Raw genomic sequence first — 22,724 nt, 5'->3', positions numbered from 1 at the left:
GGTTGGTAAATAAAGGAGGAGAACGATGAATAATATAACAGCAACTAAGCAAAAAGACCCTCAACCAATAAGTGTACGATATTTTACAAAAATGAAAGGGAAAGGAAGAAGTCCATTACAAGTAAATGTAAAGGACTCTTTAACGGGACTACTAGGGGGATTTTTAACAATTCTTACCTTAACATATTTAACGAGCATAACCTCTACAGAATTATTAATGGCTCCATTTGGTGCGAGTTGTGTATTAGCGTTTGGAGTTTGGAATGCGCCATTATCTCAGCCGCGTAATATTATTGGAGGACATTTGATTTCAACTTTCATTGGTCTATCAATATATCATTTGTTTGGGAATGAATATTGGACAATTGCTTTAGCGGTGGGGATGGCAATAGCCGTTATGATGTTAACGAGAACGACGCACCCTCCGGCAGGCGCCGATCCGATTATCGTTATTTTAGGGGCAAATAGTTGGAGTTATTTAGTAACACCAGTTTTAATTGGCTCCGTTGTTATTGTAGTTATTGCTTTATTCATTAATAATATGAGTAGTAAAAGAAGTTATCCAACTTTTTGGATGTAGTTTGTGAAGTGAAAAATAATTTAAGTGAGTATTCTATTCTTACTATGTTTTATTTTTTATATAGTAAAAGCCTTAGTCGTAATTGCAGCTAATGGCTTGGGGCCTCATACTTTGTAGTTCATAAAGAAAAGACACTTTAAAGTGTCTTCTACAGATTTGAATTATTTAATTCATGTAATTAATATTCGTTAGCATAAAACTCTTTTATTAATTTTATTTCATTTGTATCTGGATTAAACTTAAATATTTTAATTTGATTCGATTCATCTTTGTATGCAAATGTATTCTCACCAACTTGGGTCATATTGCTGGTGTTTAAGATAGGATCGCTACCGTGATCAGTAATTTCCACAGTTTTCTCACGATCCCAGAATGCAATGACAATAATCAAAATGATAAGACATACCCGTATAAAACGTAATTCTCTTGCAACAGGATGTTCCATCTGTTAGTCTCCTTTACTGTTTGATAGAGTTTGTTTATAAAAGAGATAATTGCAATGAATATAAATAAAAAAGACACCGTAAAGTGTCTTTTTTATTTTAGTTATGCGCATTACTTAATAAGACGCTAGTTCCTCAGTCTGGCTATGAGTAACTATGTAGGGTGATTCCATTATAACATTTTAACCAGTAATGGGTCTATATGGAATTTAATTGATTTTCTTTTTGATTATTCAGAACGATTAATTGGGTATTTGGAAGAAGGGACTTAACTTGTTTTAGAAGAGTGTCTTCTTTTTTGTATCACTGTGAGTAAAGTGTAGCGTTATATTTCCCTTTACACGAACATAACGGTATACTATAGTTAAGTTAAGTAAACTTAACTATTAAACGAAACGAAATAAAAGCATGGAGGAATAACGCTATGACTAGAACGTATAAAGAAGTAATTAATGAAATGAACCGAGCTTATAATGAATTCTACATTTTACTATTCCAGGAGTTAAAAGATGAGTTCGGTCTTACAGGACAGCAAGAGAGCATGCTATTTCATATTAATTTAAATGAAAACACGACAGCAAATCACATTGCGACTACCTTTAATGTATCCAAAAGTGCCGTTAGCCAAGTTTTATCTAAATTGGAGAAACAGAAGATGATTTCAAAACAAGTAAACCCTAATAATAAACGGGAGTATTTTCTTACACTTGGTCCAAACGGTAGTAAGTATATAGAGCGGTTGTCTGAGTTAGATGATGTATTAATTGAGAAATATTTTTCTAAAATCGATATAAATGCCCTTGAGCAAATGACCGAGACGTTAACGAAAATAAATAAAGTGATATTGGAAGAAAAACAGAAGGATCTTAATTGTAATGAGTAAGAACGTAGATGAAGCAATTAGTAGAAAGGAGGAGAAGCGTGTTATGAGTTACATACCAAATATGATTACGATAGCAAATTTTGTATGTGGACTTTTAGCTATTTACGCTGTTTTCGTTCACGATATTTATTTGGGAGCAGTTTTTATTATTACGGGTATGTTGTTTGACTTTTTAGATGGTATGGTCGCTCGGAAACTTGATTCTGTTTCGGAAATTGGTGGAGAGTTGGACTCATTTGCGGATTTAGTTACTTTTGGTGTGGCACCGTCTATTCTTGCATATAGTGTCGCGTTAAAAGATTTGCAGTCTATCGGGATGATATGTGCGCTTGCTTATAGTATTTGCGGAATGCTTCGGCTTGCGAGATTTAACACGCAGCAAAGCAAACTCCCAACCTTTATCGGCATGCCCATTCCATTCGCGGCAATGTGTCTCCTCATTTTATGTTTTTTAAAGAATCCAGTTTCTGTGGCGTTTGGTACATGCGTACTCGCTTATTTAATGGTGAGCAAAATCAAATTCCCTCATTTTAAAAAAGATATAGCTGAAAGCTTGAAGTCCGAAAGATGGAATTAAAGAGAAAGGTAAGGAGCAGAATATGATTCGTGTGGCATTAAGATCATTCAACATACAAATGTATTGTTTGCTAGGCGTAATGTTATTGGGATGGCTCGTGACACCTTTTTCAGCCCAGTTTGTCGGGATAAGCATTGGCCTTTTGGTGAGTATGTACTGCGCCTGGATTTTAGGAAGACGTATTGAAAAGTTCGGAGATAGCATTGTAAAAAAAGAAAAAGCACCGATGCTCGGAATGATTAACCGGTTCGCAGCCGCAATTCTCGGCGCAATTATTATGTATGAAATTGAACACCATGAATTCATGTGGACATTTGCTGCTGGAATTATGAGTGGGTATTTCTTGGTTATTATTAATTTGGGGTATTACAGTATGAGGGATGAGAAGGGATAAATGAGTAAACTCTCAAGTATAGAATGATATACTTGAGAGTTTTTATTATATAAAAAGTTTGCTCATTTTAAATTTATCCCGCTATTTGCCGGGCAGTAAGACCCCCACCTCAAAATTCAGCGGAAGCAAAGAAGTTAGGTGGGGGATCAACTGTCCGTAAAAGCCCGATTGGTTCAACTAATAATCAGTGGGGGATGAACAAAACCCCCACTGATTAAAGTTTCACTTTATCTATTACTTGTTGCAACATATCCATTAGAAAAGCTCCCATTTCTGTACTGTTTATCTTTTTCAGTACGTCTAACAATATAACATATATATTCAGTACTTTTGGAAATCTTAATCTATTACATGTCCCTTTTTCGGGGGTCATTTCAATTTCGCTAGAAGGCTTTTCTATTTTTCCCGAGAATGAACAGTAATATATAATCTAATTTTCGTGAATGTAATGGGGAGGCAGTAAAATTTGAACAGAAAAATTTGGTTTGTATTCACTTTTTTTGCTCTTTTAGTATCTGGTTATATTGTTGTCCAATATTCTATTATGGATGGGTTTCAAACAGGGCTTGTAAAAGCGAAGCTTATGTATGGATCTAAATTAAGTGAGTTCTGGTATAGTATGTTATTTATACATATTACGACTAGTATAGTAGCATTAGTAATTGGTCCTTTTACATTATCCACTAAATTTAGAGAGAGGAATATCAACCGTCATCGAATAGTTGGGAGAATCTATATGGTTGGTATATTATTAGGAGGCGTTTCTGGACTATACCTATCCTTTTATGCTACGGGAGGATTGGTAGCGAAGCTAGGTTTCGGTTTGTTATCCATACTTTGGCTAACATCAGCATATCAAGCATTACATAGAGTTAAGAATAAAAAAATTAAAGAACATCGAAATTGGATGATTAGAAATTATTCTTTAACCTTTGGAGCAGTTACATTAAGAATTTGGCTACCGTTGTTTATCGTTCTATTTGGGATAGAGAATTTTGAACTTAGTTACGCTATTATTGCTTGGTTAGCGTGGGTACCTAATTTAATTGTGGCAGAATTATTCATAAGAAAAAGACTTAATAAAGGAAAATACGAAGGAAATGAGGATTTACATTTTTGATGTGAATCTGCTGTCATATTGAGGACAGAATTCTTCAGTAATTCAATACTTTTATAGGTGTAAGCATGGCGTTACCTAACAATGACTAGCGGATTCCTAACAATAGTAATAATAAAAGCTAATATAAAATTTAAGAAAAATTTTATATTTACCCCACTTTTTATTTTAAAAGTTTTTCCTATCCTATAAACAAGTTACATCAAGGAGGAGACTGGAAATGAATAAGTGGGGATTTTTTATTTTTAATATATTCCCTATATTCGAAGACAAAGTAGAAGATTAAACATATGAACAAAGTACTGGTTCTTAAACTATATTCTAAAATAATAGATGAAAATGTAAAGTTAGGGGATTCCACATGCATACAGAAGTTTTAATGAGTTATTTGTATACTTATTTTTTTACAATTATGTTTTGTATTTTATTTCAAATTGGATTTTATTTTAAAGCGAAAAGAAACATATCTATTCGGCATTTTCTATGGGTATATGTTTTTCTGTTCTACCTTTCGTTAGTGTATAAGGTGACGCAGATTGCAACTGTATGGGATATAAGTAGATATGAAACGTGGATTCGTGTAAGTCAAATCAACTTGACTCTATTTGATACGGCAGGTAGTACTACGTATCTTTTGAACATCGTACTGTTTATGCCGTTCGGTTTTTTATTACCGATGATTTGGCCGTATTTTAGAAAAATGAAAAACACGGTATGTGCAGGATTCTTTTTTTCATTGGCAATTGAGTTAAATCAATTGTTAAATAATAGAATTACAGATATTGATGATTTATTTACGAACACCCTCGGGGCGATTATTGGGTATTTATTATATAGAGCTTTAAAAATGATATTTAAAAGAGAGGGGGAAAAGCTTGATACCAGCTCTTCTCTAGTTATAAAATACGAGGCTATTTTTTGTTTAGTGTGTTCATTTATAGGTGCGATGTTAATTTATCATCCAGCTTTATTTGGAAGACCTGTCATCATTCAGTGAGGTAATTACGAATTTCTTTTGAACGCTCGAGCGATATTTCAATTTGCAAAAAGCCTTTAACTTGTTATAGTTAAAGGCTTTTATCATCATAATTTTTACTTACCAATTACCCACTCTAACATCCGCCTTCAACCACTTCACCCAATCCAAATCCTCTACCTTAAGCAAACTAAGCGAAACACCCTTCATATCTAAAGAAGTTAACAGTGTACCAACCTTTACGAATGCCACTTGCAATCCTTCAAGTTCACACAAACGGCGAATGTCGTTTGCGAAAATGTATTGTTCCATTAATGGAGTTGCGCCGAGTCCATTAATGAGGATAGCGAAGTTGTCTCCTTTTCTCCAGCGATAAATGCTTTTTAGTTTGTTCATTAGTTCGATCGCTAATATTTCAGAAGAGGATAGTGCTTCTTTACGGTAACCTTTTTCGCCATGGATGCCGACGCCATAAAACACTTCATCGTCATTTAATGTGAATGAAGCTTTTCCTTTTACTGGATCGTTGGCAGGGGAAAGGGCAACTCCTAATGTGTGTAAGTTTTCAGTTATAGAGTGGCCAAGTGTTGTTAGTTCTTCTAGAGAATGGCCTTCAAGAGCGGCCGCACCTAATAATTTTTGAACGAAAACAGTACCAGCGACGCCGCGTCTTCTTTTATTAAAAGAAGCATCATCTTCAATTGAAACGTCGTCATTTACGATGATGTGGTCAATTTTTCTTCCTTCTTCTTTAGCGATCTGCTCAGCCGCTAGAAAGTTTTCAACGTCATCTTTAAAGTTTTTAATGATGAATAGTATACTTTTATCTTTCGGCATAAGGCGAGTTGCCATTATAATTTGTTCCACTGTAGGCGGAGTGAAAATACTGCCGTTTACTGCCGCCGTAAGCATTCCTTTTCCTACATAGCCAATATCAGCGGGTTCATGTCCGCTACCACCGCCGCTTATAATCGCGACGTTTTGCTTTAGTTTTTCAATATCTTTTACATAAATGATGTTATTTGTTTCGTCATAATTTACTTTGTCGTTATGTTCAAAATAAAAGCCATGCAGCATATCTTGAACGATATTTTGTACATCATTCATAATCTTTTTCATTGCTTTTGCCCCCCTTTAATTACTTTGCTGATTGCTCAAGTAATAGTAGTAATTGATTGTTTATCATATTTTTCATAAGAGAAGACATAACGGATGGATCTACTTCGCACTTGCTTTCAATCCAATCTTTTATCGTTCCAACGAAGCCGTGACTATAAAAGGAGGCAATCGTATTTTTTGTCTCATTAGAAAGGCTGAATCCACAGCTCATAGATAGTTCATCAATAATCTTCATATATAAGTTTTTCGTATGCTCAAATAAATAGTGATTAAACGAGTTTTGCTCAATGACTTTAAAAGCATTTCGGTAAAATTTTTGATTTTCATAAAAGTAATCAAATAATAAATCGAAAATGTTTTCCCATTTTTCATAATCGAGAAAGTCTATAATATTTTCTTTCGTTTCTTCTCTATAAATCCAGCTTAATAGTTCAAATTTATCTTTAAAATGATAATAAAAAGTTTGCCTACGCATTTGACAGTGTAACATAATATCGCTCACTGATATTTTATGAAACGACTCTGTTTCCATTAAATACTTCAATGAGTTCGCGATTATCTTTTTAGAAATTATAGAAGAGGTCATCTCAATCATCCCTAGAATGTTAGTAATATGAAAATCCTACCCATAAATGAGAGCGGTGTCTTTAGACAGATTGTCCATTTTGTCCGTTTACTATAAAACGCTTTCATTTTAACATGGATAGTAAGAAGAAGATTTCAAATATATCACAATATATTAAAGGAATTGAGGGAGAACTACAATGAAAAAAATTATAAACAAACCAGAAACATTAGTAATGGAAATGTGTAACGGAATGGTTATGGCTCATCCAGAGCTTGAGCTTTTGAAAAAATATAAAGTCATCAAGAAGAAAGAAATGAACGAAAACAAAGTAACGTTAATTAGTGGCGGCGGTAGTGGTCACGAGCCGGCACATGCAGGATTAGTCGGAAAAGGAATGTTAGATGCGGCAGTGTGCGGAGATGTGTTTGCGTCACCTTCACAAATTCAGGTATACCAAGCGATTAAAGAGACAGCTAGTAAAAAAGGTACGTTATTAATTATTAAAAATTATAGCGGCGATATTATGAATTTCAAAAACGGTGCGCATTTAGCGACGGAAGATGGAATTGAAGTCGACTACGTAAAGGTGGACGATGATATTGCGGTAGAAGATAGCCTGTACACAGTAGGACGCCGCGGCGTTGCAGGCGTTATTTTAGTTCATAAAATTGCCGGCGCAGCAGCGGAAGCAGGTATGGATTTAGGAGCGGTGAAAGCTGTAGCAGAAAAAGCAGCGGCTAACGTGCGCACAATCGGTTTAGCGTTAACGTCTTGTACAGTTCCAGCGAGCGGATCACCTACTTTCACACTTGCGGAAGATGAAATGGAATACGGCGTAGGTATTCACGGCGAACCAGGAATTAAGCGTGAAAAAATGCTGTCAGCAGATGAACTAGCGAACCGTATGACAAATGATCTTGTAAAAGATTTAGGAGTAAAAGATGGCGAGGAAATCGCAATTCTAGTTAACGGTTTTGGCGGAACACCACTGCAAGAACTTTACTTATTTAACAACGCCGTTACGAGAGAACTAGCTGCAAGAAACATTAAAATTAATAGAGTATTCGTCGGTAACTATATGACAAGTATTGATATGGCTGGTATGTCTTTAACGGTAATGAAGTTAGATGAAGAGCTAAAAACATTACTATCAAAAGAATGTAATACACCAGCGTTTAAAGTAGATGGACCAGTTGAAAGTGTAGAGTATGTAAATGTACTTGAAGAAACAGAAGAGAAGGAAGTTTCTTTTGAACTAGAAACTGCGGAAGAGCACGCTGTTATTAAAGATAATGTCATTACATTAAACAACATGATTTATCTCGTTGATAAAATGAGCGACGTTATTATTAAAAATGAAGTACCGTTCTGTGAGCTAGATACGCATGCTGGTGATGGCGACTTCGGAATGAGTGTAGCAAAAGGATTTAAGCAATTAAAACGTGAGTGGCATTCGATTGTAGATCAAGAGAACGTAACGATCGGATCATTCCTTGACGGTTGTTCGATGATTATTATGGAACATTGCGGCGGCGCTTCTGGTCCAATTTGGGGCGGAGCATTCCGCGCAGCTAGTAAAGCAGCAGGCGAGAAGCGTGAGTTAACAGTGAAAGAATTCGCTGAAATGCTGCAAGCAGCACTGCAAGGCATCCAATCGATCGGTGAAAGATCATTCGGCAGAGGAGCAGTAGTTGGTGACAAAACACTTGTTGACGCACTTGCTCCATGTGTAGATTCTTGGTTAGATAGCGCCTCAAACGAAGTAGACATAAAAACTGCCTTTGAAAAAGGAGCAGAAGCAGCGGTCAAAGGAGCAGAGTACACGAAAGAAATCGTAGCTCGCATGGGCCGCGCTGGTACAGTTGGTGAAAGAAGCTTAGGATATCCAGATGCAGGTGCACATGCACTTGGGGTGATCTTTACGGAGATTGCGGGTAGTTTGAAATAGTAATTGGAAAGTCCCTCTGCCTTAAGGTGGAGGGGTTTTTATATAGTTGATATGTAGAAGACTTCTTTCGGTTCTTTCTCAGTAAAATATGAGTTTGTTACTATTTTTGATAAAATCTTATTTCAAAAATACAACTAATATTTCTCAACATTAATATATTGAAAATAGTTAGAATATTTAAGATAATCATTTGTGAAGAAGTAAATTATAAAAAAAGGGGGAATTTATTTTGTTACGTCGTTTATCTATTTGTACAGTACTAACAGCTTTTATATTTACTTTATTTACATTTAACGGCTCTGCTTTCGCGGCTACGAATGCTACTGAAAATCAAAATGTAGTAGCAGCTTGTGCAAAGGGAGGTACGGTAGGTGTATATGGTGCAAAGATGCGCAGTGGTTATACTGTCGATTCACCTGTCTTACATACATTTAATGATGGTACGAAAATTACTGGAACATGGGTAACTGGTGAATATGTTCAAGGTCATTACAGTAATTCTAAACAGTGGTTAAAAGTTACATATAAAGGGATGACAGGTTATGTATCCCATACAACATTATATAACGTTTGCTCATAAAACTATGTACCATAATAGCTTTGGATATATTGAGCTAATCTCTTCTCGAGATTAGTTCTTTTTTATCTCTTAGTTTTTAATGGGGCATTTTTTGAAAAAGACCAACGATTCATTAAATCAATGGTCTTACGTTTATATAGTATTCATTTGTATCTATATTAAATTTTTCATTGTTTTTTGCTTATTTTAGACTTAGTTTGTTTGTGATTGCAGCTTATCAATTTTCCAGTATGTTTGTAGAGGGTCTAAAGAGCTTTCAATATAAAACATATATTCATCTGCGGTACGTGGTACTTCAAAAGCTATTTTCAATTCTACCGTTTCATTTGGTTTAACTTGTATATCAGAAGGGTTTTGATCAAGCACCTTTCCTTTATAGATCTTTCCGTCTTTTTCATCTTTTAAGTTATATTTTAATTCTGATAGTCCAATCGTTTGACCTCGTACATTTTTTACAGAGACATTAACAACTACGGAATCGTTGCTAGCATTTAAATAGGCACTTTGAACAGCGGTCAAGTAATAGCCTCCCTTAACACTCTCACCAACTAATAAAATACCTTGTTCCAAGCGGCTCATATCTTCTTTTTCTTCAAAATTTATTAATTCTTCATTTTCATTTTTTGCGGTTGGTTCTTCTATTGGACCATTTTCAACGGCACTATCTGTTTTATCTTGTGTGCAAGCAGCCGTAACACTGACTAATACTAGAATGAAAGTAAGTAATATAGATAATTTTCTCATAAAATTTATCTGTCTCCTTAAGTTTCTCAATTTTGTGCAACTATACATATAAGATTAACATAATGTCTCATTATTGGCTCAAAATAGGGGGTCTTTTAGACAACTTATTCTTTTTACTTTTAATATACATTCGATTGGTTCTCGCGATATTTGTTAATCTTTTAAAACATTGGCTTAGTAATACCGAGGGTTATTATAGATATATTAATCATGTAATTTGTCCATATCAAAATGAACGTTTTTTGCATTTAATATATTGTAAATATATTTTATTTTGGAAGGATGTGATTATATGGCTCATAAATCTACTGGAGTGTTTCGAGTTCCAGTTTCTGAAAATGGGATTATTCCAACTGCTCTCAACATTATGTTAAACAATGATTCACGCTGTCATACTAGTAATGTAACGGTAACTGTTAAGAGAAGTCGAAACACCTTTTTCCCAACTCAAAATGAATTAGTTGAAATCTCTCGTACTTTTGTTTCTTTAGAACCAAACAGAACAACTAAGATTGTGTTGTTTACTCCAGAATTCCAAGTAGAAGATTTCCTTGATGTCATCATTAGTGGAAATAGAGAGGATGTTAAGGATGTTCTTGTATATTCTTTCTTAGCAGATTCAGTAGGTCATAATCTGCCATCTACTGTTTTCAGAAATGCAGAATACACTTTTGCTTGCTGACACAGTGATGATGTATTCTTTACTGTCGTATATCTGAATTGAAATGTTATAAGTAGCACTTCACGGCATACAATCTATCGGTGAAAGATCATTCGGCAGAGGAGCGGTAGTTGGTGAAAGAAGTTTAGGATATCCAGATGCAGGGGGACATACGCTTGGGGTTATCTTTACAGAAATTTTAGGTAGTTTGAAATAGAAATTAGAAGATCCCTTCTACCTTAAGGTGGAGGGGGTTTTCTTAATATTGTTTTTTGATATATATTGCTAAATATGTTCCAATAATTCATTCTATTGTATTGAGAATAATGTCATCTACATCAAAAAACGGTTTATAAAAGGAACTAGTATTTGAAGGAGTTCCACCTCAAACATACTCTTATGCATATAAGTATGTTTGAGGTGGATTTATTAAAGAATTTTATATATAGCATGAATGGAAATGGGATAAATAAAACAATGTTTCTTAGTATGTTTTTAAGAATTAATTGAGCAGTTCCTTTTGAAAATAAAAAAAGAAACCCTAAGGTGCCTTCCTCTGAATTGAAACAATAATATGGTTCTAGGTTTAAAAACTATTGGGATTTTTCCTGTGAACTTTATAAGTAGTTTTTAAGAAATTATGAGTGGTTATTTTTGTTTTCAAAATATTCTTCTTTAATTATTTGTAATTTTTTTTCGTTTTTTGTTAATTCAAATATAAATAATGATTTTTTCATGTTATTAGCAACATCTTCTTCATTATATTGTTTAAGCTTTAATAAATTTGAACCTTTTCCATAGTATAGTTCACCCAATAAGTAAAAGGTATTTAGATTAATAGCTAATTGGATACCCTTATCAATGTATTTTATTGCTTCTTCGTATTGATATGTGTAACTTAAATTTTTTGCTAAATTATAAATGATTTTCAATTTAATTTCTTTATCTCTAGGAAAATCTAATTTGTTAAAATTATGTAAACATCTTTTAAGGATAGTAATACTTTTTTTGTATTCTTTATTTTCTGCATGAAGTATAGCCATTGTATGTAGAATATCTATTTCTCTCTCTGATAAAAAATCAATATTGGTTACAGTTAGTTTTAGTGCATTATTTAAAAGAGTTAAAGCCACTTTTGTTGAGTTATTGACACAATATATAGCAATTGCTTCATGCCATAGTAGAAATTGTTTATCTTCTTTTGTTTGAAAATTATTTGTGTATTTTTCTCTTGTTACTATTTCATAAAGATCTTTATATTGATGTTGCCTTATGCAATCCCTCATTACGTATTTTACATTTTCTGTATATTTTAATTTCTTGTTTTGAGTTAGTGCAAATATATTATTTGGATCAACACCAAGTCTTTCAGATAATTGATATAATAATATGCTAGATGGATAAATCACACCTTTTTCGATCTTACTAATTTGACTTTGTGAACATATTCCATGACATAAGTCGGATTGTGATATGTTTTTTTTAATTCTAAGTTCTTTAATGGTAATACCCAAATCGTTAAATTCCATTTTCCCCACCTACTATTTAACACTTTATTAGTATGATATTCTCTAACCTTAATGTAATGTAAAATTAATATAGTTGCAATTATTGTTTTAAAGGGCTTATCGTTTCTATAAGATGGTGAGATTTTTTTATGTACAAAAAAAGACACCTAAAGGTGCCTTCCGCCGACTTGAACCACGTTCATTTAATATAAACCTATCTGTATTTTCACATGCCTTTCCAATTCCTCTATTTTCCATTTGATAAAATGAAATTCCAATATTAACAATAATTAAATAAACATTTCTACATATTCAAGATATTTACATAAATTATAAAGGTGATACATTTAAGTTGTAATCCATAAAAACTATTAAAGGGGGATTTATTATGTTCAAGAAATTAGTAGTAGGAGCGTTAGCAACAGGTATTGCATTAACAGGAGGAATTGGTGCAGCTTCAGCTGATACACAAAAAGCTGTGAGCTCTCCGAAGCAAGCCACATGCTCAATTCCTTATGAGTATTCTAATGGTAAATTCAAAAGAACTCTTTATTACTCAAATGGAGTATATGCTAATAGTTTTAATGAAAATGTTTGTGGCGGGACGATTACGTGGTATTTAAAACATGTTCAAAATGGAGTTGCTTTTTACGAAGGTAATTTAAAATAGTAGATTTTTTGAACCTCATTTATTGAGGTTCTTTTATTTGTAGTTTTTAAAATGATTCTCTATAAAAAAGACACCCTAAGGTGCCTTCTTGCGATTTGCTCCATTGTAATATGGTATTGGATGCCAGTCCAATTATTATTTTACCACGTTAAATAGTTTCGGTTATTGAGAAAAAAGACAACTCATTATTTGAATGCAAAAAGTCCTAGGGGGACTAGGACTTTTTGCTAGAATGAATATGATTTAAAAAAGGACTTATATAACGTAACATATGAATGTTTCGTAAATGTATCAAAAAAATGAGCAAAATAGTTATTTTAAATAAAAAAAGCTCCGCGATAAAAGCTGCGGAGCTTCATAAGGTCGAGTTATGTCGTACTCACAAGGGATTTTAACATAGATGTTGTGGTAAAAATACTGGTAAATTTATCCTATAACCCCGCTGATTAGAGTTTCACTTCATTCGAAGGAATTCATGTTTTATAAATTAGATTATGATAGTTGATATTCTCCATATTGACCAGAAAAGAACTAAAAATTCTAGTGAAATTCCAAGTGTTCGTTTCCTAGTTTTTTGAAATTCTTTTATTAAATAGCCAACAGCACTAATTGCTATAAGAATGAAAAGAATAAGTTCGAGTGTAACTGGCATTTTATCTACCCCTAATACATTAATTTATTATATAAAGATTATAAGATATTTTTGTGATTAGTAGTGAAAAATTCAATAGAATTATCTCTAAATGGAGTAAATGTTTCAACGGAACAATCAAAGTTTAATACAACAAGTGTTATACAATATACGCATGGAGAGCCGTGGGGCTGAAGAAATATTGAAGTATAAAGAGTTGTTAGATCGAAGGATTATTACCGAAGAAGAGCTCTAAGTGAAGAAAAAGTAGTGATTGGGTATATAGATGAAACACTCAAATGAGCGTTTTTTTATTTATATATTCGCAAGTAAAATAATATAATATCACTATGAATCCTTATAACAATATGAATTTTTGCATATTTTAAAATTCAATATATCCCTTGAAAACTTTTAATTGTATAATATATTTTGTCATATTTTTAGATTTTTCGACATAAACCAACAAAAATAGAGAACGTATTGGGAGAAGACATTATGTACACAAAACTATTAAAATCAATTACATCATTATCACTGATTGGTGGTGCGTTGTTATATACAAATGGCAGCGATGTAAAAGCTGCTGAAGTGGGTGTTTTTTCTGATGTGCCGACATCACATTGGTCATATCCTGCGATTAAAGATTTAGCGAGTAAAAATATTATTTCCGGTTATGGAAATGGGATATTTGGTTTTGGAGATGTTGCGACAAGGGAGCAAGTTGCGGCTTTAATTTATCGAGTGTTAGTACCGAATAAACAAGGCGGTTCGTTTAGTAATGATGGAACTCGTTACGTATTAAAGGATGGATCTACGTTTAAAAATCCTTACGGTGATATTAATCAAAGTTCTACAATGTTCCCAGAAGAGGTGTTAACTTTAACGAATTTAGGAGTTTTTAAAGGTGATGAAAATGGCCAATTTAGACCGAAAGCTTCTGTGAGTCGTGCGGAAATGGCACAAATTCTTACAAATGCTTTCCATCTTGCGGCAAAACAAAAACATACCTTTAAGGATGTTCCAAATCCATTTTGGGCAGAAAATGCAATTAGTGCGGTGCAGTCAAATGGAATCGCAGATGGCACAGGGAACGGGAATTTTGAACCGTATGGCACAGTAACACGTGAACAGTATGCGCAGTTTTTATATAAAACTTTGAAATATAAAAATGCCGATGTGAAAGACACAGGAGATGCGGCATTATTAACAGCTTTTAAAGAGGAAGTACAAAAGCGTATTAATACATACGAGACAAATATTACACTTCCATATAAAACGAAAAATAATAATACAGAAGAAGTGATGAATACACTTTTTAACGCATATAAAGAAGTTGCAAGTAAAAATGAGTATACAAATAATAATAGATCGAATGTTTCATATGGACTTTCTGGATCACCTGGAAATTATACGTTTACGCTTAAGATTACATATCGTGAAACGAAAGAACAGACGGAATATGTCATGAAACAAGCGAAAGCAATCGTTTCTTCTATTACTCAAGTTGGAATGGATGATCATGAAAAAGTGAAGGCGATTCATGATTACGTAGTAAAGCATGTTTCTTATGATACGTCTTATAAAGCTTACACAGCATATGAAGCACTTGTAAATCGTTCTGCGGTTTGCCAAGGTTACGCACTATTAACTTATCAATTATTAAAAGAAGCAGGAATTGAAAATCATTTTGTGACAGGAACTGGGGACGGACAACCTCATGCTTGGAATTTAGTGAAAATCGAAAACAAATGGTATCACCTTGATACAACATTCGATGATCCAGTGCCAGATGAGCAGGGCCGCGTCACGTATTCGTATTTCAATTTATCAGATGAACAAATCGCAAGAAATCATGAGTGGAACCGCGGAGACTACCCGCAAGCTACAACGAATTATTATAGTACACTGACAAACAAAATTGCGGCAGGTAGTACGAAAACGCCTGCATATCAACAAATATTAAAAGATACAAAGTTAAACTATTTAGGAAATGAATATATCGCAAATAACTATACCGAATTAAAAAATAAAATGCAGCAACGCTATAGTGCAAAACCAGAGAAAATTGAAGTGCTATACAAGCAATCAATGAATGGTGCACTGCAAGATGTGAAAAAGGCAATTGGCGAAATCGATTATCCGCAAGGGGCAAATCGAGTTTCTTATAAAGCGGAGCCTTACAATGCGAAAGAAGGGTATTCTTTAGTAACAATTACGTTTACGTATTAAGAATGAGAAAAAGCATCTGTTTCAGATGCTTTTTTTTATTGTATTGATTCGACAAAATATGACAGGGGAAAGCGAATTGGTCTGTTATGATAATTTTTGAAATTTTACATTTTGGAGGATTAATCATGAACAAAAAGAAGATTTTCGGTGCGTTAATAGGAATTGTAGCCTTATTTGTAATTATTAATGTAGTTGTTACGAAAGAGAAAACGACATCAACTAGTGAAAAAATGTACTCTGAGAAAGAATATAATAAATTAGTAGATGAACATTTTGAAGAAACGCAAAAGTTGAAAAGTGATATGAGTGTGTTAGAAACTGAAAAAAAATCTCTTGATGAGCAAGTGAAGAAGTTAAAAGATGAGTTAGCGAAAAAAGAGCAACAAGTAGCGCAGCAGCCGGTTCAACAAGAACAACCAAAGCAGGAACCACAACAACCAGCACCAGCGCAACAGCCGGAAAAGAAAGAAGAGCCAAAAACGGAACAACCTACTGGAGCATTCGAAAACCCAATGAAAAGCATAAACAAAACAGAGGCAATGAATAAAGTAAAAGAAAAGGCGAAGAAAGACTTCCAAGATGATTATATGACACAAAACTTTGTTGCGGAGGAACAATCAAAAGCATTTGATTTCTTAAACAGTATTGAAATTAAATCACAAGAAGAATTAAATGTAATGAAGAATGCATTGAAAGATTTTTCTAACGACTTTATGACCGCGAAGTTTGTTTATGAAGAGCAAATGAAGGCGAAGAATAAGCAAGGGTAAAACAAAAACGCTATCTTTTAAAAAGGTAGCGTTTTTGTTTTGGGTTATAAAGTTATTCCTACATTTGACATATACAGTCTAACTGTATATAGTTAAACTATGCAGTTTAACTATATATTTATCGTTACATTGGAGGTCTTTATGAATAGAGATAAAAATTTACCATTAACGGAAACAACGTATTACGTTCTTTTAGCTTTATTAGAGCCAGCTCATGGATATTTAATTATGCAAAAGGTGGAGGAACTGAGTAATCATCAAGTGAAAATCGCAGCGGGTACATTGTATGGTGCGGTTGAAAATTTATTAAAACAAGGGTTAATAGAATCAGTAAAAAGTGAAGATAAACGAAGAAAAGTGTATGTCATTACGGAACGAGGGAAAGAAGTATTGCACTTAGACTTTATGAGAATGCAGCACATTATTGAGGTTACAAAGAGTTTATTACACGTATAGTTAGGGGGAAACGATGATGTGGAGATTGAAATTCTTTTTAGACTTTGAGAAAGAGGAAAAATGGTTAGAAGAGATGGCTTGGAAAGGCTATCAACTGGAAAGCACTACATTTGGTTATACATTTAGATATGCAGAACCAGAAGATGCGACGATAAAAATAGACCATAGAGTATTTAGTAGAAAAAGTGACTTTATTAATTACTGTACATTATTTGAAGATAGTGGCTGGGAGCATATAGCTGGTAATCGTTGGTCAGGTACGTACTATTTTAAAAAGGTAAATGAGGAAAGTGAAGATGACATTTTTTCAGATCCAATGTCACGAGCAGGGAAGTATAAGCGTCTATCTAAAACATTTTTAGAATTAGCGATCTGTTATTTGCCAATATTATTTTTATTTATGTATAGTAATACAATGAATTTAGGAGCCTTTGTAAATCCGAAAGAACTATACTTGACGCCAGGATTATGGGATAAGCAAGGTGTATCATTTCTATGGTCATTCTTATTTGAAACGCCATTTGCATTAATGAGAGGACTTTTTTTGACATTTATCCCCGTTGCGACATGTATGTTTTTCGTTTGCTCGTATAAAGCGAATCGATTGTATGAAGAGAGAAGATGATAGGATGGGGTCTCTTAAAGCTGATGCTTTGAGGGGCTTTTTTGAATTTAAAAATGCAACATCTGGGTTATATTGTAAAATATTTACTTTATAAACATTTGAATGTGATATAATTTTAATAATAATATTACTTAGGAGGATGATCATCATTCATACACTTTTAGGTATTATTGGAGTAATTGTTTTACTAGCTTTTGTTATCCACCCCGGCGTCCCAGACAAGCGTGTCCCTCTAAAAAATAAACTCGCAGTAATCCTTCCATTGATTGTTATAGCCGGTTTCATTTCCTTTTATATATGATTAAAATAAGAACTTATCAAGTAGAAAGAAGTATATATTTTTTTCTACCAATGTGCAGTTCCACTAGGAGGTTGCTTATAATGAAATTTCATAAATACACAGTAACGCTTATGTTTCTAGCCATCAGCTCAAGCAATGACTTTTAGGTGTCATCACTGCTATTGTCCTCTTGTTAATCGCTGCATGGACCATACAGACGACCAACATAAATAAATTATTGTATTTCTCAATAAACAAAAATAACTTAACATAGTAAAATAATAGTTGGATGGGAGTCTAATACATATTATTAAAATTAAAGTGGTTCAAGTCGGAGGAAGGCACCTTAGGGTGTCTTTTCTTTATTTTGCTAATGAATAGCTTGTCCTCTTCTATACAACTCTTTAAAATATAAAATGTGCCATCTTTGCCCTTCCCTTATGAAGGGAGGGACAGGAATGAAAAAACGTAAAAAAAAGGCGACCAAAAAGACAGAATCCCAGTCTTTCGTAAGTAATCTAGCATCGTGGACGACAGTACTGAGAAATATTCATTACTTCTTCACGCAAAGCCAGTTTGTAAAACATATAATTCAATTCATCAAAGAACAAATTGGAATGTAAAAAAGTGCTGCTATGATTAGCAACACTCAACTCAAAAACTAAAGCAGATCGAACACTGAGCTGAAAGTACTGACCATACTTTCTTCGCACAAGACCAAAGTGATTTAGAAGCGGCAAAGATGTCAGTGTTCTATCTTCTACTAAGATTATATTTTATTTTGTCCATAATAGACCTATATATACGTTAATAAAAAAGAAATACCCCAGCGACCAACCGGGGTATTTCATGACCGATAGGAATGAAAAAACTTGGCGACCAAACCTAGCTTTTGTGTTATTCCCATAAAATTTAAAAACTAAGCAACATCTTGTTGCACTTTTATTTTATCATTATCTTTCTCTTATTGGAATACATTAGATTATTTTTTAGATAAGAGTCCAATACATATTATTAAAATTAAAGAGGTTCAAGTCGGAGGAATGAACTTTAGGGTGTCTTTTTTTTTCTAAAAGAGAGTTTTGCTTTCAAGAAGATACATTTTCAATGGATTACTGCCATGAGTATATAGATAAAGTCCATCAAAACATGTATTTTTATGAATATGTATAATTACATGAAATTTCAGTGAAAAAGAGAGTATACTTTCGTATTGTGTAATAAAGATAAAGCCCGCCTACGGAAATAGGCGGGCTTTTTTTACTTATAAAGAAAAGACAACCTTTAAGGTGTCTTCCTTCGATTTGAAAAATTTTACTAGGTTAAGTTTTTGTGATAATAAACTCTTTTAATTGGAATGAACCTACGCAGTACATCACTTTATTCTTAAGCATCATTCTCAACAAAAGTGAAGATTTTCATTATCTTTTTAACTACAAAGGGTAATAATTTAGAAGCTAAAAATGCAAGTACGAAAGCAATTCCCCATGTTTTCATCCATGATTTGAGAAATAAAGCTGTATATCCAACATTCATTGAAACCATGACGAAAGAGATAATACTAGATATGCCTAAAATCATAAAGATATTAAAAATTAATGGTTCAAATTTTTTATTGATTTTCAACATTAACACCTATTTTCTATATATGCTTTGCTGCCCGATTTCACCAACATCTAATCTTACAGTTTGAAATCTAGGTTGTCCAGTTTGTTTTACTTTGGTGCAATAACAATATTGTTTGGAATAAAGTTTCACTTTATTATTTAAGAGCGAATAAATGAAAAATAAAATATCTAATAATATAGATAGAAATCCGCTTTTATACCTTTCAATAAAAGAATAATAGCATTATATATTATAAGGAATACTTGTCCTTAATTGTAAATGAAAGGGGGGAATTGGTATGAGTTATGGCTATGGTCACCCTCCAAAAAAATGCTTTGAACATCATAATGAAACTTTATCAACGGGTGTATTACGTAGACATTCCGCTACGTTATTTCTTACTGTTGAAGCTATGAATGTTGATCCAGATGATACTCGTAGAGTAACAGTTGAAATGTTTGATTGGTCATCAGGTTCTCCGGTATTATTACCATTAATAGACCCTTCAACACAAACATTGCCACCTAATCGATATGTTACTTTTCGTTCAGCAGCTCTTCCTCCAGCACTTTTTGCTTATGAAGTAAGAATCATTCGTCCGAAAGATAGAGATGTTGTTACGAATGTTTTTGGTCTTAGTGCAATCGTATTTAACCCACAAGAAGGAAATAATGTTTTACAACATGATTTAGCAAAATTAGACCTTAAATAGATTTTATAAAGGTCTATTTATTGAGCATGATTAAAAAAAGAGTAGGATGTAATCCTACTTTTTTTTAACGTTAATTAGAATTTTAAAAGAAATCCTTCATTATTTTAGCATCTTTAATATTCACTATCACACCTTCTACCTTATCTTTCTTCTCATCTTTAGCAATCGAAATTTGCTCCTTATTATCAGCCCACACAAGAAATTCTTCTTTTGAGTCATCTTTATATGTAACAGTAATAGTAGAATGTGCAGATTCTCTCTTTTTTTGATCTAGTGTGATTTGTTTAGGAGTGCCTTTTTGGACTGCTGAAACGATAGATTGTATCATTTTTTCGTTGTCTGTTTGAGATTTGGAAGTAGTATGATTTGTTGTTTTCAGTATTTCAATGTCTGTAATATTAGCAGAATTTAATTGAAAGGTATTTTGTTTATGTTCTTGCTTAACTTGTGAAGCTTTATCTGTAGCCGAGGTGCTTGTACAACCTATTAAATTGAAAGATAGAGCGGTTAGAGCGCATATAGATATGATTTTTTTCATAGTATCCCTCCTCAAGTTTAATTATAACAATTTTCTGTTAATTTAGGTAGTTATTGTAAGGAGAAGATGTTTTAAAGTGGTAAATGATGATGTTCATTCTCTATTAAAATCAAAATTCACATAACTTTTTTCATATTTTATGTTTAACATTTCGAAAATGGGTGTACTACATATAATATAACAAATAATTCATTTTAAAGGAGGAAGTTAAAGATGGAAACGAAGTATAGTAAACCTTTTGTATATGAATTTATTACGGAGAAAGAGGTCATGAATGCGGCGAATGATCTCGTGAAAAAAGGAATAGACCAAAAAGATATTTACGTATTAACGCATGAGAAAGATAGGACAGATAGAATTGCGGACAATGCAGACGTGAATACAATTGGGATAAAAGAGGAGGGACTTGGGACAAGCATTATTAACGTCTTTCAAAAAACAGGAGATCAGTTAAGAAATAAAATGCAAGAGTTAGGGCTTAATGAGGAAGAAGCGAACTTTTATGAAGAAAAACTGGATGAAGGGAAAATCTTGTTATTCGTTAAGGATTTAGAAAGAGTCGGTGAATGGTTACAAGAAAGAAGATGCATGTATTCTATTTAAATTTGTATCCTTTAAATCTATAAATCTATTACGAAAAGGAGATTGTAAATATGAGTGAGAACGGACTAAAAGAACAAGTTAAAGGTAAAGTTGAAAAGAAAAAAGGACAAGTAAAAGAAGGAATTGGTGAAGTTACAGAAGATAGAGAGTTGAAAAATGAAGGTAAGTGGGAAAAAACGAAGGGAACGATAAAAGAAAAAGTCGGAAAAGTGAAACAAAAGATAAGTGATGAATTGGATAATAAAGAATAATATATGTTCATCAAGCTTTAGTTACATACTAAAGCTTGATGAATTCAATATAAAACGAATATAGGAGGTTTAATTGTGGGACTTATTATTACGTGTATTGTAGGTGGACTTATTGGTGCGTTAGCTGGAATGATTACAGGAAAAGACTTTCCGTTAGGTATAGTTGGAAACGTGATTGCCGGATTAATCGGATCTTGGGTAGGTAGTGCGTTATTTGGTCATTGGGGTCCTGAATGGGGAGGCATTTTTGTTCTTCCAGCGTTATTAGGTGCAATCGTCTTTATTTTAATCGTTACATTCTTCTCTAGAATGCTGCGGAAAGCGTAAGTATGATAATAAATAGTAATCTTAAGTTTATTATATATAGTTATAAAGTTAATGAACTGATAAAAATACATAAAAAAGCATCCAATTAAACTAATTTGGATGCTTTTTTATGTATTTTACATAGGAATGAGTGGAGGATGAAGAACCCCCCACTCATTAACATTACACTTTCTATTATGTATTAAGCCATCGTTACCTTTTTACAATTATTTATTCTTACGACTTGCCTTGGTTCTATATGAGATAAGTCCTCGCTATTACTTATATCAACTACAATTGTATTCGTTAGTATATTAATAATGGAACCAACTAATTTTGTAGCATGATCGTGTCGATAAGAAAATTGAACAAAATCTCCCTTTTTAAAGTTGTGCTCTTCCATAGATAGATCCCCCTAAAAATAATGTTTATACATTATACATACACAAATTTATAAGTTTTAAACATTTGGTAGTATTTTTTACGTGTTAAGCCGAGAAAGGTGTAGAAAATTTATTTATAATGAAAATAAAAAAATATGTTTAAAACTAATTTTTATGGGTAATTAAATAGTAAAAGTTCGAGATAAGGGGGCGGAAATGATGAATTTAGGAATAAATATTTTGCAAAATGATGTAGGTTATACGGTACAACTTAATGGTGAAATTGATGCGTATACGGCATCAGATTTAAAAAATAAGATTATGCCTATTGCAAGCGAAAAAGAGGTTCAGATTGTAGTAGATTTTCATAACGTAGATTATATGGATAGTACTGGTTTAGGTGTTTTTATAGCTCTATTAAAAGCGGTTAAGAAAAATGATGGAAAACTAGAGTTTATCGGTGTATCTAAAAGATTAAAAAGATTATTCGATATTACAGGATTAACGGAAATATTAAATTTGAATTCTGATTTTGAAAAAGTAGAAAGAAGGTGACTAGGG

At 33.0% G+C, this 22,724-nt stretch carries 30 protein-coding genes; 22 read left to right on the top strand and 8 right to left on the bottom strand.

Going from position 1 to position 22,724, the window contains the following annotated elements; genetic code table 11:
- Window positions 1-25 precede the first annotated feature (25 nt).
- Entirely contained in the window at window positions 26-580 is a 555-nt protein-coding gene (locus GBN91_RS10675; protein ID WP_001059994.1) for an HPP family protein, read from the top strand.
- Window positions 581-758: 178 nt separating this feature from the next.
- Here the strand turns inward: GBN91_RS10675 and GBN91_RS10670 are convergent, their stop codons facing one another.
- A complete protein-coding gene (locus tag GBN91_RS10670; protein ID WP_000400965.1) occupies window positions 759-1,025 on the bottom strand; it encodes a YmzC family protein in 267 nt (88 codons plus the stop codon).
- A gap of 422 nt (window positions 1,026-1,447) precedes the next feature.
- On the opposite strand from GBN91_RS10670, the gene GBN91_RS10665 reads away from it, so the two are divergent.
- The 5 genes from GBN91_RS10665 (at window position 1,448) to GBN91_RS10645 (ending at window position 4,991) form a co-directional block, all read left to right on the top strand.
- Entirely contained in the window at window positions 1,448-1,906 is a 459-nt protein-coding gene (locus GBN91_RS10665) for a MarR family winged helix-turn-helix transcriptional regulator (RefSeq protein ID WP_000198944.1), read from the top strand.
- Window positions 1,899-2,483: a CDP-diacylglycerol--serine O-phosphatidyltransferase gene (pssA, locus tag GBN91_RS10660; protein ID WP_152121460.1), complete on the top strand. Its 585-nt coding sequence runs from the start codon at window positions 1,899-1,901 to the stop codon at window positions 2,481-2,483. Before GBN91_RS10665 ends, pssA begins: the two co-directional genes overlap by 8 nt.
- 22 nt (window positions 2,484-2,505) lie before the next feature.
- A complete protein-coding gene (locus tag GBN91_RS10655) occupies window positions 2,506-2,877 on the top strand; it encodes an ATP synthase subunit I (RefSeq protein ID WP_152121459.1) in 372 nt (123 codons plus the stop codon).
- A gap of 466 nt (window positions 2,878-3,343) precedes the next feature.
- A complete protein-coding gene (locus tag GBN91_RS10650; protein WP_001080297.1) occupies window positions 3,344-3,997 on the top strand; it encodes a DUF2306 domain-containing protein in 654 nt (217 codons plus the stop codon).
- A gap of 358 nt (window positions 3,998-4,355) precedes the next feature.
- The gene (locus tag GBN91_RS10645) at window positions 4,356-4,991 is read left to right on the top strand and encodes a VanZ family protein (RefSeq protein ID WP_152121458.1); all 636 of its coding nucleotides are present in this window, start codon (window positions 4,356-4,358) and stop codon (window positions 4,989-4,991) included.
- A 99-nt stretch (window positions 4,992-5,090) separates the two neighbouring features.
- Here GBN91_RS10645 and dhaQ read toward each other — a convergent pair whose 3' ends face one another.
- Together dhaQ and dhaS are read right to left on the bottom strand one after the other, a co-directional pair.
- Window positions 5,091-6,089, bottom strand: a complete 999-nt coding sequence (gene dhaQ, locus GBN91_RS10640; protein WP_152121457.1) for a DhaKLM operon coactivator DhaQ — start codon at window positions 6,087-6,089, stop codon at window positions 5,091-5,093.
- A gap of 19 nt (window positions 6,090-6,108) precedes the next feature.
- Entirely contained in the window at window positions 6,109-6,675 is a 567-nt protein-coding gene (gene dhaS / locus GBN91_RS10635; protein WP_061113231.1) for a dihydroxyacetone kinase transcriptional activator DhaS, read from the bottom strand.
- 178 nt (window positions 6,676-6,853) lie between these two features.
- On the opposite strand from dhaS, the gene dhaK reads away from it, so the two are divergent.
- On the top strand, window positions 6,854-8,605 hold the full coding sequence (dhaK, locus tag GBN91_RS10625; RefSeq protein WP_152121456.1) for a dihydroxyacetone kinase subunit DhaK: 1,752 nt from the start codon (window positions 6,854-6,856) through the stop codon (window positions 8,603-8,605).
- Window positions 8,606-8,834: 229 nt separating this feature from the next.
- Window positions 8,835-9,185, top strand: coding sequence for an SH3 domain-containing protein (locus tag GBN91_RS10620; RefSeq protein ID WP_000946193.1), 351 nt, complete (start codon window positions 8,835-8,837; stop codon window positions 9,183-9,185).
- A gap of 192 nt (window positions 9,186-9,377) precedes the next feature.
- Here the strand turns inward: GBN91_RS10620 and GBN91_RS10615 are convergent, their stop codons facing one another.
- A complete protein-coding gene (locus GBN91_RS10615; RefSeq protein WP_001228902.1) occupies window positions 9,378-9,929 on the bottom strand; it encodes a DUF4352 domain-containing protein in 552 nt (183 codons plus the stop codon).
- 292 nt (window positions 9,930-10,221) lie between these two features.
- Between GBN91_RS10615 and GBN91_RS10610 the strand changes: the two genes are divergently transcribed.
- The gene (locus GBN91_RS10610; RefSeq protein ID WP_000940664.1) at window positions 10,222-10,611 is read left to right on the top strand and encodes a hypothetical protein; all 390 of its coding nucleotides are present in this window, start codon (window positions 10,222-10,224) and stop codon (window positions 10,609-10,611) included.
- A gap of 67 nt (window positions 10,612-10,678) precedes the next feature.
- A complete protein-coding gene (locus GBN91_RS10605) occupies window positions 10,679-10,807 on the top strand; it encodes a DAK2 domain-containing protein (RefSeq protein ID WP_080016860.1) in 129 nt (42 codons plus the stop codon).
- Window positions 10,808-11,228: 421 nt separating this feature from the next.
- Here GBN91_RS10605 and GBN91_RS10595 read toward each other — a convergent pair whose 3' ends face one another.
- Complete coding sequence (locus GBN91_RS10595; RefSeq protein WP_152121455.1) at window positions 11,229-12,119, bottom strand: helix-turn-helix domain-containing protein; 891 nt, start codon at window positions 12,117-12,119, stop codon at window positions 11,229-11,231.
- A 367-nt stretch (window positions 12,120-12,486) separates the two neighbouring features.
- Between GBN91_RS10595 and GBN91_RS10590 the strand changes: the two genes are divergently transcribed.
- From GBN91_RS10590 to GBN91_RS28835, 7 genes are all read left to right on the top strand, one after another.
- The gene (locus GBN91_RS10590; RefSeq protein ID WP_000473814.1) at window positions 12,487-12,768 is read left to right on the top strand and encodes an LCI fold-containing protein; all 282 of its coding nucleotides are present in this window, start codon (window positions 12,487-12,489) and stop codon (window positions 12,766-12,768) included.
- Between the two features lie 752 nt (window positions 12,769-13,520).
- Window positions 13,521-13,655, top strand: a complete 135-nt coding sequence (locus GBN91_RS29440; RefSeq protein WP_264299186.1) for a hypothetical protein — start codon at window positions 13,521-13,523, stop codon at window positions 13,653-13,655.
- 242 nt (window positions 13,656-13,897) lie between these two features.
- Window positions 13,898-15,631, top strand: coding sequence for an S-layer homology domain-containing protein (locus GBN91_RS10585; RefSeq protein WP_017673389.1), 1,734 nt, complete (start codon window positions 13,898-13,900; stop codon window positions 15,629-15,631).
- 125 nt (window positions 15,632-15,756) lie between these two features.
- Window positions 15,757-16,401 carry a hypothetical protein gene (locus tag GBN91_RS10580; RefSeq protein WP_152121454.1) on the top strand — a complete coding sequence of 215 codons (645 nt, stop codon included), beginning with the start codon at window positions 15,757-15,759 and terminating at the stop codon, window positions 16,399-16,401.
- A 141-nt stretch (window positions 16,402-16,542) separates the two neighbouring features.
- Entirely contained in the window at window positions 16,543-16,857 is a 315-nt protein-coding gene (locus GBN91_RS10575; RefSeq protein ID WP_001078066.1) for a PadR family transcriptional regulator, read from the top strand.
- A 13-nt stretch (window positions 16,858-16,870) separates the two neighbouring features.
- Window positions 16,871-17,482, top strand: a complete 612-nt coding sequence (locus GBN91_RS10570) for a DUF2812 domain-containing protein (protein ID WP_152121453.1) — start codon at window positions 16,871-16,873, stop codon at window positions 17,480-17,482.
- Window positions 17,483-18,220: 738 nt separating this feature from the next.
- Window positions 18,221-18,385 (top strand): hypothetical protein, encoded by a 165-nt coding sequence (locus GBN91_RS28835; protein ID WP_000746319.1) that lies wholly within the window; start codon window positions 18,221-18,223, stop codon window positions 18,383-18,385.
- Between the two features lie 763 nt (window positions 18,386-19,148).
- Here GBN91_RS28835 and GBN91_RS10565 read toward each other — a convergent pair.
- Complete coding sequence (locus tag GBN91_RS10565) at window positions 19,149-19,388, bottom strand: DUF2798 domain-containing protein (RefSeq protein WP_000700224.1); 240 nt, start codon at window positions 19,386-19,388, stop codon at window positions 19,149-19,151.
- A gap of 280 nt (window positions 19,389-19,668) precedes the next feature.
- Here GBN91_RS10565 and GBN91_RS10560 point away from each other — a divergent pair, with 280 nt between their 5' ends.
- Entirely contained in the window at window positions 19,669-20,082 is a 414-nt protein-coding gene (locus GBN91_RS10560; protein ID WP_000120217.1) for a hypothetical protein, read from the top strand.
- Between the two features lie 82 nt (window positions 20,083-20,164).
- Here GBN91_RS10560 and GBN91_RS10555 read toward each other — a convergent pair whose 3' ends face one another.
- A complete protein-coding gene (locus GBN91_RS10555) occupies window positions 20,165-20,620 on the bottom strand; it encodes a hypothetical protein (RefSeq protein WP_000720832.1) in 456 nt (151 codons plus the stop codon).
- A gap of 213 nt (window positions 20,621-20,833) precedes the next feature.
- Here GBN91_RS10555 and GBN91_RS10550 point away from each other — a divergent pair, with 213 nt between their 5' ends.
- The 3 genes from GBN91_RS10550 to GBN91_RS10540 all read left to right on the top strand — a co-directional run bounded on the left by GBN91_RS10550 (window position 20,834) and on the right by GBN91_RS10540 (window position 21,801).
- A complete protein-coding gene (locus tag GBN91_RS10550; protein WP_000448802.1) occupies window positions 20,834-21,223 on the top strand; it encodes a YflT domain-containing protein in 390 nt (129 codons plus the stop codon).
- Between the two features lie 50 nt (window positions 21,224-21,273).
- A complete protein-coding gene (locus tag GBN91_RS10545; RefSeq protein ID WP_001293468.1) occupies window positions 21,274-21,474 on the top strand; it encodes a CsbD family protein in 201 nt (66 codons plus the stop codon).
- A 75-nt stretch (window positions 21,475-21,549) separates the two neighbouring features.
- Window positions 21,550-21,801: a GlsB/YeaQ/YmgE family stress response membrane protein gene (locus tag GBN91_RS10540; protein WP_000522903.1), complete on the top strand. Its 252-nt coding sequence runs from the start codon at window positions 21,550-21,552 to the stop codon at window positions 21,799-21,801.
- Window positions 21,802-21,982: 181 nt separating this feature from the next.
- Here GBN91_RS10540 and GBN91_RS10535 read toward each other — a convergent pair whose 3' ends face one another.
- On the bottom strand, window positions 21,983-22,183 hold the full coding sequence (locus GBN91_RS10535; RefSeq protein ID WP_000391011.1) for a hypothetical protein: 201 nt from the start codon (window positions 22,181-22,183) through the stop codon (window positions 21,983-21,985).
- Window positions 22,184-22,379: 196 nt separating this feature from the next.
- Here GBN91_RS10535 and rsbV point away from each other — a divergent pair, with 196 nt between their 5' ends.
- Window positions 22,380-22,718: an anti sigma b factor antagonist RsbV gene (gene rsbV / locus GBN91_RS10530; RefSeq protein ID WP_002023450.1), complete on the top strand. Its 339-nt coding sequence runs from the start codon at window positions 22,380-22,382 to the stop codon at window positions 22,716-22,718.
- The last annotated feature ends 6 nt before the right edge of the window (window positions 22,719-22,724 follow it).

The organism is Bacillus sp. B1-WWTP-T-0.5-Post-4, assembly GCF_009183795.1.
GTDB classification, from domain to species: domain Bacteria; phylum Bacillota; class Bacilli; order Bacillales; family Bacillaceae_G; genus Bacillus_A; species Bacillus_A cereus.
This window is presented reverse-complemented; position numbering and strand designations above follow the sequence as displayed.

Bases quoted from the DNA above. Each gene is read 5' to 3' on its own strand.
- GBN91_RS10675 (WP_001059994.1), top strand. From the start codon at position 26: ATGAATAATATAACAGCAACTAAGCAAAAAGACCCTCAACCAATAAGT.
- GBN91_RS10670 (WP_000400965.1), bottom strand. From the start codon at position 1,025: ATGGAACATCCTGTTGCAAGAGAATTACGTTTTATACGGGTATGTCTT.
- GBN91_RS10665 (WP_000198944.1), top strand. From the start codon at position 1,448: ATGACTAGAACGTATAAAGAAGTAATTAATGAAATGAACCGAGCTTAT.
- pssA (WP_152121460.1), top strand. From the start codon at position 1,899: ATGAGTAAGAACGTAGATGAAGCAATTAGTAGAAAGGAGGAGAAGCGT.
- GBN91_RS10655 (WP_152121459.1), top strand. From the start codon at position 2,506: ATGATTCGTGTGGCATTAAGATCATTCAACATACAAATGTATTGTTTG.
- GBN91_RS10645 (WP_152121458.1), top strand. From the start codon at position 4,356: ATGCATACAGAAGTTTTAATGAGTTATTTGTATACTTATTTTTTTACA.
- dhaQ (WP_152121457.1), bottom strand. From the start codon at position 6,089: ATGAAAAAGATTATGAATGATGTACAAAATATCGTTCAAGATATGCTG.
- dhaS (WP_061113231.1), bottom strand. From the start codon at position 6,675: ATGACCTCTTCTATAATTTCTAAAAAGATAATCGCGAACTCATTGAAG.
- dhaK (WP_152121456.1), top strand. From the start codon at position 6,854: ATGAAAAAAATTATAAACAAACCAGAAACATTAGTAATGGAAATGTGT.
- GBN91_RS10615 (WP_001228902.1), bottom strand. From the start codon at position 9,929: ATGAGAAAATTATCTATATTACTTACTTTCATTCTAGTATTAGTCAGT.
- GBN91_RS10610 (WP_000940664.1), top strand. From the start codon at position 10,222: ATGGCTCATAAATCTACTGGAGTGTTTCGAGTTCCAGTTTCTGAAAAT.
- GBN91_RS10595 (WP_152121455.1), bottom strand. From the start codon at position 12,119: ATGGAATTTAACGATTTGGGTATTACCATTAAAGAACTTAGAATTAAA.
- GBN91_RS10590 (WP_000473814.1), top strand. From the start codon at position 12,487: ATGTTCAAGAAATTAGTAGTAGGAGCGTTAGCAACAGGTATTGCATTA.
- GBN91_RS29440 (WP_264299186.1), top strand. From the start codon at position 13,521: ATGTTTCAACGGAACAATCAAAGTTTAATACAACAAGTGTTATACAAT.
- GBN91_RS10585 (WP_017673389.1), top strand. From the start codon at position 13,898: ATGTACACAAAACTATTAAAATCAATTACATCATTATCACTGATTGGT.
- GBN91_RS10580 (WP_152121454.1), top strand. From the start codon at position 15,757: ATGAACAAAAAGAAGATTTTCGGTGCGTTAATAGGAATTGTAGCCTTA.
- GBN91_RS10575 (WP_001078066.1), top strand. From the start codon at position 16,543: ATGAATAGAGATAAAAATTTACCATTAACGGAAACAACGTATTACGTT.
- GBN91_RS10570 (WP_152121453.1), top strand. From the start codon at position 16,871: ATGATGTGGAGATTGAAATTCTTTTTAGACTTTGAGAAAGAGGAAAAA.
- GBN91_RS28835 (WP_000746319.1), top strand. From the start codon at position 18,221: ATGAAAAAACGTAAAAAAAAGGCGACCAAAAAGACAGAATCCCAGTCT.
- GBN91_RS10560 (WP_000120217.1), top strand. From the start codon at position 19,669: ATGAGTTATGGCTATGGTCACCCTCCAAAAAAATGCTTTGAACATCAT.
- GBN91_RS10555 (WP_000720832.1), bottom strand. From the start codon at position 20,620: ATGAAAAAAATCATATCTATATGCGCTCTAACCGCTCTATCTTTCAAT.
- GBN91_RS10550 (WP_000448802.1), top strand. From the start codon at position 20,834: ATGGAAACGAAGTATAGTAAACCTTTTGTATATGAATTTATTACGGAG.
- GBN91_RS10545 (WP_001293468.1), top strand. From the start codon at position 21,274: ATGAGTGAGAACGGACTAAAAGAACAAGTTAAAGGTAAAGTTGAAAAG.
- GBN91_RS10535 (WP_000391011.1), bottom strand. From the start codon at position 22,183: ATGGAAGAGCACAACTTTAAAAAGGGAGATTTTGTTCAATTTTCTTAT.
- rsbV (WP_002023450.1), top strand. From the start codon at position 22,380: ATGATGAATTTAGGAATAAATATTTTGCAAAATGATGTAGGTTATACG.